We start from the raw sequence: 12,405 nt of genomic DNA on the forward strand, positions 1-12,405 counted from the left end.
GCGGCCGGGTCGCGGTACGAGCCGTCGCCCAGGCGCGATTCGATCCGGGTCCGCTCGGCCTCGGCGTCGACCTTTCGCTGGACCGTCTTCATCTTCGGCTTGCCGTCGGGGCCGTACCAGCGGACCCGGTAGCGGCCGGGCGGGGTCCGTCCTGCCTGCTTGGCCTTGGCGACCGCGCGCTGGTACGCGGTGTGGTCGGCGCGGTCTTCTATCCAGACCCGTGCCATCAGCCACCGGTCCGGTGGTGTCGGTGGTGCGGGGTGTTCGTTATGAACAAGCGGTCCTGCTCCCTTTGTATTCGGTGCGCGAGCTTGGTAAAGGTACCCGCCGTCCGCTGCTTTGAACACCGGTTCAGCTTCTTTATTTTCTCGTGCCGGGATGCTTGGCCGCAGTGCCCGGGTATGAATTTGCGATCCCTTTAGGGCTGTCGTTTTGTTGGCGGCATGTTCCGTGCTAGCTTCCCGCGCCGGGAGTGCTGAGGGTGGATGATGCCTGGTGGGAGACGTTCCGTGCTGGGGTCGCGGCGGCTGGTCGACTGTTCCGGTGTTCGGCACCGTACCCCTTGTCTGGGAACCTTCCGGCATCCTTCTCGATATTTCAGATCCAATTGCCGAATTATTTGGTTGACGGCCGATCTGCTTCTACTATTGTTTTCTCCCCGGCCGCTCGCGGCCGGGTTATTCGCGGCCGCTGGTCGGCAGAAGAGAAAGCGAGAAGGATGCAGAAGTTGAAGAGCGGCGCCGACGGGGGAGCGCGGCGGGCGCTGGCGACTCCGGTGGAGGTGTCGGAGTACCTGGGCGTGCCGGTGGCCACCCTCTACCAGTGGCGGCACCGGGGCATCGGACCCAAGGTCCACAAGCTCGGGCGTCACCTGCGGTACCGCTGGGCGGAGGTGGAGGCATGGGTGGACGGGCAGGCGGTCGACCTGGCGGCGTGACCCGCACGGCCATAGCGAACCGATGCCGGAAAACACGGAAGTCCCCATGACCGTCAACGATCGATCTGGGTGGGGACAGGCTGCCAGCCCGTACCCCGCCCTTCGAGGAGTAGTGATGCGTGCACGGTAGGACCCCAGGCGCCGAGGGCGCACCCACGAGCCAGGTATGGCCGCCGGTGGCGGTACCGGGTGATCCGGGACGCGTGACCAGCGGACCACTGGCCGAGGTGAGCGGACCAGTCCGCGAGCGGACCGCCGTCCGGCGGTCCGCAGACAAGGTGGGTGGATGGTCTGCGGGACCAGTCCAGAGGACCAGCGGGGGCCGGTCCCCTGATGCGCCCATCGGTCCGGGCGGGGACCGGACCGCGAACGGGTGGTCCGCGGACCAGCCGGCCGGTGAGTGGTCCGCGCACGGTCCGGCGGGCGGACCGGACCGGGATGCGGACCAGCCATGGTCCCCGCAGGTCACGGCCCCCGGGACGGCGGACCACGGTGGTCCGGGACTCGAAGGGCTGACCGGAACTTCCGGTCAGCGGACCAGAAGCGGTACCACCGGCGGACGAGCGGGACCAGACCCCGCGCTGCCGGACCAAACGAGCGGACCAAGCGGACCTGACCGCGGACCGGCGGACCAAGCTGGCGGACCGGACGGGCTGCGGACCGGACCGGCGGACCAACGGCCTCCTGGTCCCGGAGTAGGGGACCAGCCTGTCGTGGACCAACGGCCGGATCAGGGCTCCGGACTGCTGGACGAACTCCGTTCCGCCGTGGCCCGATACGTGGTCCCGCCCAGTCCGGAAGCGTTGGACGCGATCACCTTGTGGATCGCGGCGACGCACTTGCAGCAGGCGTGGCAGCACGCGCCGCGGCTGGCGATCGTGGCGCCGACGAAGGCGTGCGGGAAGTCGAGGCTGCTGGACGTACTCCTTGAGACGGTGCATGAGCCGTTCATCACGGTGAACTCGTCGCCGGCGGCGATCTTCCGGTCGATCACGGAGCAGCCGCCGACGCTGCTGGTGGACGAGGCCGACACCATCTTCGGCAGCGCGAAGATGGCGGAGAAGAACGAGGAGATGCGCGGTCTGCTCAACGCCGGCCACCAGCGCAACCGCCCCACCACCCGGGTTACGGGGGCGGAGCACAAGCCGGTGAAGTTCCCGACGTTCGCCATGGCGGCGATCGCCGGGATCGGTGACCTGCCGGACACGATCATGGACCGGGCCGTCATCATCCGGATGCGCAAGCGCCTGGAGACCGAGCACGTCGATGATTTCCGTACCCGCACCGCCATCCCGTTCCTCCACCAAGTGCGGGACCGGCTGGCGGACTGGCTGGTGACCCGACTGGAGGCGGCGGCGGATCTGGTCCCGGCCATGCCGGTGCGGGACCGGGCGGCGGACACGTGGGAGCCGCTGGTCGCGGTCGCCGACCTGGCCGGCGGCGAGTGGCCACAGCGGGCACGCAACGCATGCCGGGTGATGACCGAGCGGGAGAAGGGCAACGAGCAGGACCGGGGCACCAAAGTCCGCATCCTGACCGACCTGCGGGCCGCGTTCGCCTCCCAGGGCGACCCGGCGCTGCTGGCCACCGGGACACTCCTGGATACCCTGAATGCCGACCCCGAAGCCCCCTGGCACGAACAGGGGCCAGCCGGATTGACCGCCCGCAAGCTCCAGATGCTGCTGGCGGACTACGAGATCCACTCCGCCAACCGCCGCTTCGACAACGGCACGCAGCGCCGTGGCTACGCTCGGGCGGACTTCACCGACGCCTGGAACCGCTACTGCCCCCTGCCCGACCACACCGAGTCCCCTGGGCGTGATGCCCAGGCCGGCCCTGTCCCGCTATCGGCGGCTGTGCCCAAGGCACCGGGTTCGAGCCTCCCGCTGCCGCCGCCCTCGGCTGGTACGGGTCCGCGCCGCTGACCGGCGGCTGACCCTCTCCGACCCGCATCACCCGTCCCGCCGCAGGTCAGCGCGGGACGGGTGGCCCGGGTGTGACGGGTCGACCCGTACCGGGGCGGTGACCCGTACCGGCTGTGACCAGCCCCGCAACGGGTGGGACACGTCGCTGACCGTCCACCCATCGGCCCGACCGAGAGGAGCGAGCAAGATATAGCGAGAGCATTGCTCTCGCAGGCCCCCGCGAGCGGGAGCAAGTTATCCGCGAAGCTACTCTTCGCCGCTGGCGAAGGCACCTTCGCCGAGTCCCGCCCCGGGGGTGGCGGGACCGGACCCCCAAGGGTTCCCTGGACCAGCCATGCCTGACCACCCCCCCGCTCGTGAACCCGAGAAGCGACTCCCGTCGTCCGACCGATGGGCCACCCTCGTTCTTCACGGAGGTGGCCCATACGTGCCGCAGGCCGGTCTTTGGTCCGCGTTCGCAGCAAGAAGGGTGGCTATCGCTCCGGCCACGGTTCGTGATCTTGCTGCTGAGGGCCGCTGCCGAAAACGTCTCGGTCAAGGACGTCGGAGGAGCCGGTGTCCAGAGGTGTCTGGGCGGAACGGTGTTGGGCCCAGTCCGCGCGGATGTCGATCAGCCGGGGGCGTATCTCGTGGTCGAGGCGGTCGGCCTGTGCCCGCAGCTTGGCGGCGAGGTCGCCGAGTGCCTCGGGGTCCAGGTCGTTGATCCAGAAGTCCTCGATGATGGCGAGGTTGACGACGGGGACGCGGGGCTCGGGTTCTTCGGCGTAGGGGTTGCAGTCGATGCTGCCCCGGAAGACCTGTGCCTCTCCCACCTGGCTGGCTTCGCCCCCGAAGGCAGGCAGGCGGACCTGCATCGTCTGGCCATCGAAGTGAGTCCAGTGGTTGATGTCCGCCAGCCGGAGCTGGAGCTCGTCGAGAGGTACGCCGCTGTCACTGGGATCTTCCTCGGCCCAGGCTGGCAGATAGCCCGTGGCCGTAAAGCCCGCTGTGGTGCCGATCGTCCACGTTCTGCCGGAGGCAGGGCTCGCAGACTTCATGTCGGGCGGGTCCAGCGGTGAGCCGAGCCGTGCGACTTCGGCGCTCACCAGGTCAGATGCCACTTCCTCACGCGTCGGCGGCACGACCTGCTTCATGTCGTGGGGATCGGTAACCAGCGCAGCCCGACTCGCCGAATCTTCGGTCACCGCTATGCCCTTCTCAACCACAAGCCCTCCCGCAATCCGCGTCCTGGCGGCAGAGTGCCGGTGCCGGTTCGAGGTCCCCCGGGGGAAGGCTGTCGGTCAACTCCCAGCTGTGCCCGCCGTCGTGGCTGTCGAACTCGCAGCACGCGTCCATCCCGTCAGGGGACCCGGCGGGGCAGTCGGGTGCGACGGTGAACGCCGACTCGGGAGAACCGTCTAGCCATCGCAGCCAGACCGCGCCTTCGCCCAGGCCGCGCAGGTCCATGACCAGGCCCATGTGCGGGACCTCGGGGTCGTGTCGTTCCTGCCCGCACCGGACACGGCGTTCCACATCCTCTGCGGAGTAGGTACCTTCGCGGGCGAGAGAGAGCGGCGTGCTGATGGCGGCATCGGAGAGCAACGCGGTGCGCCCGCACACGTATCTCGCCGGGGCTACGACAGGGGCTGCCGCAGTTGTCGCGGGGCTCTCCCGGTCGGTCCGTCGGGCAGATGACCGGCATGGGACCTGAGCCTGCGGCGCGGGTTGGTCCACGGCCGCCAGCCTTCGACCGCGGGCCGGGTCAATGGACGGGGCCGCCGCAGACGTACCACCCGGGTCGCCCTCCATGGCAAGGCAGGCCGGCCCTCGTAATTGAACAGGCAGCTGTCCGTCCTTCTCGTCCATGTGAGGGGCGCCGACCTCGAACCACACGACCTTCCCGGCCGGCACTTCAACGCTTCCCCAGTCGGCGGACAGCGATTCGACCAGCAGCAGCCCGCGCCCTGCCTCCGTGTCGAAGGATCCCTCGCGCGGCACCGGCCGCTTCGGGTCGACGTCGGTGACTTCGACCCGCACTCGGGCGCCGGTCCACCGCACGGTCACCTCGCAGGCGGCCCGGGTGTGCCGTACGGCGTTGGTGATCAACTCGCTGGACAGCAGTGCCAGGTCGTCGAACGCCTCCTCCGTCAACGGCGCTTGCCAGCTCCGGACGGCTTCAACGACCCTGCGCCGGGCCGACGCGACTTCCGCCTCGTCGGCCGAGACCTGAAATCCGTATGGCACGGCCGAGCGTTCACTCTTCACGGCTGGGTGCAAGGGGCACGCACCCGGCGGTGCGGTACCCGGCGAGGTGGAGCTGGACATGTCAGTTCAACCCTTCAGAAGTGTGATGGCGAAGACGGCGATCCGCCGTGTCGGAGCGAAGCCGCAGGCGTCGTGTTCGCGTACGCGATGTTGATGTCCTGGTGCGACGACGCTGCCTGCGTCCGCGCCTGCCGCCCGTGGCCACGTGGCCCTACGAAGAGGTTCGGGCGTCCGCCCGCTGAGCGGGAGTGTGTACGGGACACGAGCGCGGAGGCTGCCAACACACACTGTGTGAACGAGACTTGGCTACGCTCGCTGCACTGAGTGATGCGAGGACCACATGGAGCCAAACACGCTGCTCGACGCCCTGCTGGACGAAGCTGGCATGTCACGCGTCGGCCTGGCCACCCGGGTGAACGCCGCAGGCAGGGTCCGCGGCAAGCAGATGCGCTACGACCACTCATCGGTGATCCGCTGGCTGAGCGGACAACGCCCGCGCGGCATCGCGCCCGACCTGATCTGCGACGTCCTGGCAACTCGCCTCGGCCGTCCGATCACCCTCGACGACATCGGCATGGGCAACCCCGCGAGGGACCAAGCGTCGGCGCCCCTGGGCGGGTTCATCGAGCGCTCGACCGCGCTGTGGCGCGGCGACGGCCAGCAGCGCGAAGACCTGCAGCGCGCCCCGCTCATCACCGGCATGGCCGCGATCGGACCCGTATGGGAATGGGAGAACCCGCCGGACGACCTCGACGTCTCCCGGGCCGGCAATCTCCACGTCGGCCGTACCGACATCGACGTGCTGAGAGTCGCCCGCACCCACTACGAGGCGATGTACCGCCAGGCCGGCGGAGTCGCCACCCGCGGCCGGATCGTACGTTTCCTCGCCGACCACACGTCACCACTGGTCCGCGGCTCCTACACCGACGCCACCGGCCGCGAACTCCACCGCGCCGTAGGCGGCCTGGTTGCGGTCGCCGGAATCTGCGCCTACGACTCCGACGCCCAGGGCCTCGCCCAGCGCTACTTCCACCAGGCACTACGCCTCGCCAAAGCCTCAGGCGACCGGGCCTTTGGCGGCTACGTGATAGCGCTCCTGGTCAACCAGGCCGTCTTCATGCGGGACTTCCGGCAAGCCGTCGCCTTCGCCGAGGCCGGCATCCGCACGGCCGGCGCGCACATCTCCCCCGCCCTGGCGACCGACCTCTACGCCATGCAGGCCAAGGCGTTCTCCCGCATGGGCGACCAGGCAGCCGCCCACCGCTGCATGCTCCTGGCCGAAGCCGCCGCCGCCCGCATCCGCCCCGCCGACGAACCGGCCGAACTCGGCTACGTCCAGCCCGGCCTGGTCGAGGCCCAGCTCGCCGAAGCCCTCATCAGTCTGGGCGACTGGACCCCCGCCCAGACCTACGCCACCGAAGCCGTACGCGCCCAGGCCCACGCCCGCGGCTCCGTCCACCGTCTGGCCACCCTCGCCACTGCCGACCTCGGCCGCGGCAACCCGGAGCAGGCCGCAGCCCACAGCCTCACCGCCCTCACCCTCGCCCAGGGCCAGGAATCACAGCGCCTGCGCGACCGCTTCACCCGCCTGCGCAGACTCCTCGCCGAGCAGGGCTCGGCCGCCGGACGCGACGCCGTTGAGCAGATCGACGCCTCACTGTCGCTACCACTGTGACCGGACGCGTGCGGTACCGTCCCAGCACCGGGCAGGCGACAGGGACGGAGCACGCACGTGTCGGTGTGGAAGAACCACGGCGAGAAGACCGTCTACCAGAACCCCTGGCTCACCTTGAACCTGGCCGACGTCGAACTCCCCGACGGCCGCCACCTCGACCACTACCTCCTCCGCCAGCGCCCCGTCGCCCTGGCCACCACCGTCAACGAGGCCGGTGAAGCCCTCCTCCTGTGGCGCCACCGCTTCATCACCGACAGCTGGGGCTGGGAACTCGCCGCCGGCGTCGTCGAACACGGCGAAGACCTCGAAACCGCCGCCGCCCGCGAAATGCTCGAAGAAACCGGCTGGCGCCCCGGCCCCCTCCAGCACCTCCTCACCGTCGAACCCTCCAACGGCTTCACCGACAGCCGCCACCACATCTACTGGTCCACCACCGCCGAGTACATCGGCCACCCCGAGGACGACTTCGAGTCCGAGCGGCGGGAGTGGGTGCCGCTGACCTCGGTTCCATCCCTCATCGAACGCGCCGAGATCCGTTCAGCTAACGCGGTAGCCGCCCTCCTCCTACTCCACCACATGCACGCCGCTACGAACCCCCGGGCGTAGAAGCAGGGTCACATCACGACTAAAGCTAAAAGATCATTGGTTAGGTCTCGTGAGAGGTCGAGTGTTTCGTCAAATACTCAGCAGTTATAGTGGCGTAAACCGAAGGTGGTCTCAATTTGGCGGTTGGTGGCGCGCACCTTTCGCCAGTTCCCCTCTCTCTGCGATGCGAAGGCGAACTCAGCCCGAGGTGTTCTCTGTCTGCATCGGGTCCGCACCTCCTGGGGGTTCGTTTGGCTGTTCCGGTAGAATTTCGCGATTCAGGAAGGAGCCGTATGCAGACATTGTCATCAAAAAGGCTATCACGCCCGGAAATACGGAGTACCATACGAACGCGCTATCGTTGAGCCGGTATGTCCAGTAGCCGAAACCTACAGTCACGATGGAGGAAAACGTGACGCTTCCCCAAGGTATGGGTTTCTTCGGAGTTTTCAACGACTGTCCGGCTAGTCTTGCTACGTCGAGTGCAATCTTAGTGTTCAGCCAGAGGATAGCAGGGGTCTGATCGCGCAGGATCGCATTTTTCTCGAGTTCCTCCGCGAGGCTAAGATTTTCGCGAATATCATGTCGCAATCTTTTGCGTCGGCTGGCGATTCCGATGAACGCGCCGAGTGATGTGACGATGGTCGCAGCTGCATTGGCAAAGGATTCTGGGCCCATCGAGGCAGTGTAGCGGATGCAATAAGCGATTGCATCGTACTATCTTCACTGCAACTAGTAGTCGGGTGTGGCGTCACGGGCGTCAAGGGATGGGAGATGCTTGTGGAGCCGAATTTTCAGCGTCATCTGTATGGCAACGCCTTCGACACCCTGCTGTTTGGATTTGGTTACTGCCCATCTTGGGCGTGCTCGGTCCAATAACGTTGTCGCCGTCGCTCTATCGCCTTGCTAGACAGCCTGGCTCGGGACTTGAGGTGCCCAGGGAACTCCATGTGTGCCTACGTCAAATCTGTTTGACCACACCGGACTAGCGACTCAGCGGTCCTCCGGGCGTCCAGTGCCCTGGCCTCGGTGCCAGATGAGTGGGTACGACGGGCACGCATTCTGAATACACGGCCCGGGAAACCGCCCGAACCGATGAAAAGAGCCGAACGCGCTTCCCGCTTGTCAGCGCCGCACCGGCTGCATCTGCGTGACAAGGGACTTCACCAAGGTCTTCAGCCTGGCGAAGGCCAAAGACGGGCTCCAGGCCTCCCCGATCGCCCGGGTGCGTGACCTCCGCCGAGCAGGGTCGGCGAGGTCATCTCTGGCCGACATGAGATCACCAACATGAACGTCGTCGAGCGGATCGCGGACGGACTGCGCATCCCAGGGCACATGTTGGGCGCTACGAAGTTGGTGCACTCTGAGGCCGCCCCGACACTCTTGGCTGAGTTTGGGATCGGGAAGAGGCCGGAGACATTCCCGGCTGCCGCGGATGCGCACGATCTCGACAGTGTCCCGACCACCGCGGCCGGAACGAAGATCACGTCGAGCACGTTGCGCTCACTTCAGACGTCGATCGCGGATTACTGGCGCCGCGATGACGAGCACGGCGGCGAGACCCTACGCCCGGCGGTGATCGGCTAGTTCGGTTACGTGGTCCGCCTGCTCGCCGACGCCAAGGACGCCGACCACCGCCGTACCCTCCATGAGATCACTGCAGAAGTCGCTCGCCTGTCGAGCTGGACGTATTTCGACGCCCGCCAGAAGACCACGGTCCGCACGTACTTCACGGAGTCCCTGCGCCTGGCCCGCACGGTAGGCGACCAGCCCTTCACTGCCAGCGTCCTGGCCTGCCCAAGCCTCCAGGTCGCCTATCACGATCGAGCTGACGTGGCCATCACCCTGGCCCGAGCCACCCAGGACATCGCCTGGCCCGAGGGACGATCTCGCCTGATAGCGATGCTGTCCCTGCGTGAGGTGTTCGGTCATGTGAGCAGCCGCGACGTCTCGGCAATGTACACCGCGCGAGAGTGCCCGTCGAGCAGGACGAAGTCCGGATCGTTCTCGCGCAGGGTCTTCAGCAGGCTCGGGGCGCAGTTGGCAAGCAGGTCGGTCACGGCTGTGAGGATCACTGATCCCCCGGCGGGGGCTCAGCCTCCGGCGATTGCGTGCGCAATGGCCAGGGCGGCGATCTCGGTGCCGATCTTTCTGGCGATGTCCAGCGTCCACTTGCCGGCGGCCCTGAGGTGGGCGAGCGCACCCTCCTCGTCGCCGTTTTTCGCTGACACCTCGGCCTGGGCGACGGCGCCGACGGCGGCGTCATGCTCAGGATCCACCGCCTCGCTCTTGAGCGCGGCGCGCAACGTCGCGAGTTGGGTGGCGAGCGTCGCGAGGTCGAAGGTGCCCGGGTCGCCTTGGTGCTTGACGAACGTGTTCTTGGTCGCCTTGGAATGCGGGCCGACGGCGCCCGCCTGTTCGACGTTGTAGGTGTCTCCCATGTGGATCTCTCCCTTGACTAAGAGCGACTCGGACGACACCTGGACGAGCTCCCGGAGGAGCGAGGGGAGGTCGGTGGTGTCGTTCTCGCTCAGCTCGACAATGATGATGCGGGTCCGCTTGTCGCCCGTCATTCGCGGCGCTCCGCCGGGTCCTCCGGGGCGGCGCGGTCGTCGTGCGCAGCCTGGTGGCGCGCCAAGGCGCCGAGATAGCGTCGAGTCTCTTCGGTGAACAGACCATCCGGCGCAGAACCGCCCTCGGCCTGCAGCGCTTTGACCGCCTCGACAGCTTTTTCCAGCAGGGCAGACGCCAAATAGCGTCGAGCCCTGACGCGTTCGGGGTGGCCTTCCTCCACAGCGCGTTCGAGACCGGCGACCGCGTCCTTGAGGAGTGGAACGGCCAGATCCGGCTTCCCGGCCGAGAGATGGGCGTTGGCCAGATCGAGTTCGCTCGCTAGCGTCAGCGGGTGGAGACGGCCGAAGGAGCCCTGGTACTCGCGGTGGTTGGCTTCGAAGATCGGTACGGCGTGGTCAGGGAAGCCCTTCTCCTGGTAGGCCAGGGCGAGTTCCTTCCGAACGGCAAGGGTGTCCGGATGGCTCATGCCGAGTAGGCGTTCGCTGTCGGCCTGAGTCTGCTCCAGGAGCGCGATCGCGCGGTCCAGGTCTCCGGCGGCACGGTAGGCGGCCCCGAGGTTGTGGCGGCTCGTTACAGAACCGGGGTGCAACCGACCGAGCAGCCGATCGGAGTCCGCGACCGTCCGCTCGAACAGTGTGATGGCGCGGGTCGGGTCGCCGGCGGACAGATACGCGCTCGCCAGGTTGTTGCGGGAGGCGAGCGTGATGGGGTGGTCCGGCCCCAGGACGCGCTCGCGGTCTGCGAGCGTCTGCTCGAACAGTGTGATAGAGCGGTTCAGGTCCCCGGCTGCGCGGTAGGCACTCGCCAGGTTGTTGCGGGAGGTCAGGGTCGAGGGGTGGTCCGGCCCCAGGACGCGCTCGCGGTCTGCGAGCGTCTGCTCGAACAGTGTGAAGGCGCGGTCCAGGTCCCCGGCTGCGCGGTAGGCACTCGCCAGGTTGTTTCGGTAGGTAAGGGTATCCGGGTGGTGGTCTCCCAGCACGCGGGGAGCCTCGTACACATTGCGTTCGAGAAGAGCGGTGGCGTTGCGTAGGTCGCCCGCCTCCTGGTACGCGGCGGCCAGGTTGTTACGCGCTGCCAGCGTGTCGGGGTGGTGGGGGCCGAGTTGCAGCTCGGAATCCGCGAGGTTCTCGGTGAGCAGCGCGATGGCGTGTCGCACGTCGCCCACCTCCTGCGCCGCGATGGCCCAGTTGTTCCGGCCGGCAAGGACTTCGTCGCCGGCCGACGGCTCCGGTGGGGCACTCCGGCTCTGACTCGTGGGGTGCGTCACGAAGACATTGCTGTTGGCGATGGAGTGCGCGGCGACGGACCGGCTGCCGGAGGCGGTGACAGTCACGGTGTCGGTTGCGCCGGGTAGCAAGGAGGACCACTCGCGGTAGAGGTCGACGTCCTCGCGCAAGGCGCGGCGGGCGGTCGCGGCCAACTCTGCGCTCAGGTCTTCCACGGTGCCGGTGTACGCCGCGGACACGACTGACTCCAGCGCCTGCCGCTCTTCCGGCGTCTGATGCCGTAACAGCGAGCGCAGCAGCTTCACGCCCGCGTCAGTCCGACGGCCCACCTTTGTCGCGGCATCCGTGAGCACCGTGCGGCCGTAGGCTCTCAGGGCCGCCTGGATCAACGGCCCAGCCTGACTGACCAGTACCTCGATACCCACCCCCACCCGCTGCCCCCGCCAGTCGTCGTTCGGCACTCTGCGACCAGGCTAGGTGTTCAGGCGGCGCGGCGCCCACGGGTTCGGCCGATCCGTCTGGCGATGCCGTACGCGGTGCTTGGCCGAATAGTCCGCGCGGCTGTCACCGACGCGGTCTCGGCGAGAATGCCGTCGAGCAGGGCGAAGTCCGGATCGTTCTCGCGCAGGGTGTTCAGTAGGCCTGCCGCGCGGTCGGCGAGCAGGTCGGTCACGGCTGTGACGTGGGCATGGGCGGCGCCGACGGATATCCGGGAGCCGGCCGCGATACGGGCCAGGGTGTCGTGCATGGGCAGGTACACCAAAGCGACCAGCGCACGTTGGTGTGGCGGAGGCTTACACCGCAAATTCCGGCTCCGCCTCACTGTGGGAGCTGAAGTCGAGGGCTATCGGGATCTCGCTAACGAGTTCCCCGACCAGGTCAGCGCCCCACCACGGAAGCCGAAGGACGACGCACCGGTCCGCGATCAGTGCGCATGGTGGGCGATGCTTACGCCCATTCGGGCTGCCACGTCTTTCTCTGCCAGGAAGTGTTGAATGCGAGTCTCGGCCAGTTGGTGACCGCGGGCTTCGGCCAGCAGGCGGTGGGCGCCGGCTTCCACCTCGGCGAGATCGACACCGGCTGCGTACAGATCCTGTTCGAGGGTCTCCCACTCCTGCGAGGTCTTTCTGGGTATCTTCACTCCTCGGTGCCACGGGCGTAATCGAGGGAGAGCCGTTCGGCGATCAGGATGTTGTCGCGTTCCAGCGCCCCCAGTTCCCTGCTTTGTCACCGCCCAGC

11 protein-coding genes and 3 pseudogenes are annotated in these 12,405 nt (G+C 67.6%); 5 read left to right on the top strand and 9 right to left on the bottom strand.

Annotation, left to right across the window (positions count from 1 at the left end; genetic code table 11):
- Positions 1 to 227: pseudogene (locus ACFO3J_RS28090) on the bottom strand (site-specific integrase); the annotation flags it as partial.
- A 491-nt stretch (positions 228 to 718) separates the two neighbouring features.
- Between ACFO3J_RS28090 and ACFO3J_RS28095 the strand changes: the two are divergent.
- Positions 719 to 937, top strand: coding sequence for a helix-turn-helix transcriptional regulator (locus tag ACFO3J_RS28095; protein ID WP_386435039.1), 219 nt, complete (start codon positions 719 to 721; stop codon positions 935 to 937).
- Positions 938 to 1,590: 653 nt separating this feature from the next.
- Positions 1,591 to 2,862 (top strand): DUF3631 domain-containing protein, encoded by a 1,272-nt coding sequence (locus ACFO3J_RS28100; protein ID WP_386435088.1) that lies wholly within the window; start codon positions 1,591 to 1,593, stop codon positions 2,860 to 2,862.
- Between the two features lie 473 nt (positions 2,863 to 3,335).
- Here ACFO3J_RS28100 and ACFO3J_RS28105 read toward each other — a convergent pair whose 3' ends face one another.
- Together ACFO3J_RS28105 and ACFO3J_RS28110 are read right to left on the bottom strand one after the other, a co-directional pair.
- Positions 3,336 to 4,046, bottom strand: coding sequence for a DUF6907 domain-containing protein (locus ACFO3J_RS28105; RefSeq protein WP_386435042.1), 711 nt, complete (start codon positions 4,044 to 4,046; stop codon positions 3,336 to 3,338).
- Positions 4,047 to 4,059: 13 nt separating this feature from the next.
- Positions 4,060 to 5,166: an ATP-binding protein gene (locus ACFO3J_RS28110; RefSeq protein ID WP_386435044.1), complete on the bottom strand. Its 1,107-nt coding sequence runs from the start codon at positions 5,164 to 5,166 to the stop codon at positions 4,060 to 4,062.
- Between the two features lie 280 nt (positions 5,167 to 5,446).
- On the opposite strand from ACFO3J_RS28110, the gene ACFO3J_RS28115 reads away from it, so the two are divergent.
- Both ACFO3J_RS28115 and ACFO3J_RS28120 read left to right on the top strand, forming a co-directional pair.
- Complete coding sequence (locus tag ACFO3J_RS28115) at positions 5,447 to 6,781, top strand: transcriptional regulator (RefSeq protein ID WP_386435047.1); 1,335 nt, start codon at positions 5,447 to 5,449, stop codon at positions 6,779 to 6,781.
- Positions 6,782 to 6,838: 57 nt separating this feature from the next.
- On the top strand, positions 6,839 to 7,387 hold the full coding sequence (locus ACFO3J_RS28120; RefSeq protein ID WP_386435050.1) for an NUDIX hydrolase: 549 nt from the start codon (positions 6,839 to 6,841) through the stop codon (positions 7,385 to 7,387).
- A 177-nt stretch (positions 7,388 to 7,564) separates the two neighbouring features.
- On the opposite strand, the gene ACFO3J_RS28125 is transcribed toward ACFO3J_RS28120, so the two are convergent.
- A complete protein-coding gene (locus ACFO3J_RS28125) occupies positions 7,565 to 8,044 on the bottom strand; it encodes a hypothetical protein (RefSeq protein WP_386435053.1) in 480 nt (159 codons plus the stop codon).
- Positions 8,045 to 8,653: 609 nt separating this feature from the next.
- Here ACFO3J_RS28125 and ACFO3J_RS28130 point away from each other — a divergent pair.
- On the top strand, positions 8,654 to 8,953 hold the full coding sequence (locus tag ACFO3J_RS28130; RefSeq protein ID WP_386435056.1) for a hypothetical protein: 300 nt from the start codon (positions 8,654 to 8,656) through the stop codon (positions 8,951 to 8,953).
- 389 nt (positions 8,954 to 9,342) lie between these two features.
- On the opposite strand, the pseudogene ACFO3J_RS28135 reads toward ACFO3J_RS28130, so the two are convergent.
- The 5 genes and pseudogenes from ACFO3J_RS28135 to ACFO3J_RS28155 form a co-directional block, all read right to left on the bottom strand.
- Positions 9,343 to 9,432 (bottom strand): annotated as a pseudogene (locus ACFO3J_RS28135) (IS5/IS1182 family transposase); the annotation flags it as partial.
- Positions 9,433 to 9,459: 27 nt separating this feature from the next.
- Complete coding sequence (locus ACFO3J_RS28140) at positions 9,460 to 9,939, bottom strand: hypothetical protein (RefSeq protein ID WP_386435058.1); 480 nt, start codon at positions 9,937 to 9,939, stop codon at positions 9,460 to 9,462.
- On the bottom strand, positions 9,936 to 11,627 hold the full coding sequence (locus tag ACFO3J_RS28145; protein ID WP_386435061.1) for a tetratricopeptide repeat protein: 1,692 nt from the start codon (positions 11,625 to 11,627) through the stop codon (positions 9,936 to 9,938). The genes ACFO3J_RS28140 and ACFO3J_RS28145 overlap by 4 nt, the downstream gene beginning before the upstream one ends.
- Before the next feature lie 63 nt (positions 11,628 to 11,690).
- Positions 11,691 to 11,974 (bottom strand): annotated as a pseudogene (locus ACFO3J_RS28150) (transposase family protein); the annotation flags it as partial.
- Between the two features lie 117 nt (positions 11,975 to 12,091).
- Complete coding sequence (locus ACFO3J_RS28155; RefSeq protein WP_386435064.1) at positions 12,092 to 12,307, bottom strand: hypothetical protein; 216 nt, start codon at positions 12,305 to 12,307, stop codon at positions 12,092 to 12,094.
- Between the last annotated feature and the right edge of the window lie 98 nt (positions 12,308 to 12,405).

The organism is Streptomyces polygonati, assembly GCF_042650325.1.
GTDB classification, from domain to species: Bacteria; Actinomycetota; Actinomycetes; order Streptomycetales; family Streptomycetaceae; genus Actinacidiphila; species Actinacidiphila polygonati.

Bases quoted from the DNA above. Each gene is read 5' to 3' on its own strand.
- ACFO3J_RS28095 (WP_386435039.1), top strand. From the start codon at position 719: ATGCAGAAGTTGAAGAGCGGCGCCGACGGGGGAGCGCGGCGGGCGCTG.
- ACFO3J_RS28110 (WP_386435044.1), bottom strand. From the start codon at position 5,166: ATGTCCAGCTCCACCTCGCCGGGTACCGCACCGCCGGGTGCGTGCCCC.
- ACFO3J_RS28115 (WP_386435047.1), top strand. From the start codon at position 5,447: ATGGAGCCAAACACGCTGCTCGACGCCCTGCTGGACGAAGCTGGCATG.
- ACFO3J_RS28125 (WP_386435053.1), bottom strand. From the start codon at position 8,044: ATGGGCCCAGAATCCTTTGCCAATGCAGCTGCGACCATCGTCACATCA.
- ACFO3J_RS28130 (WP_386435056.1), top strand. From the start codon at position 8,654: ATGAACGTCGTCGAGCGGATCGCGGACGGACTGCGCATCCCAGGGCAC.
- ACFO3J_RS28140 (WP_386435058.1), bottom strand. From the start codon at position 9,939: ATGACGGGCGACAAGCGGACCCGCATCATCATTGTCGAGCTGAGCGAG.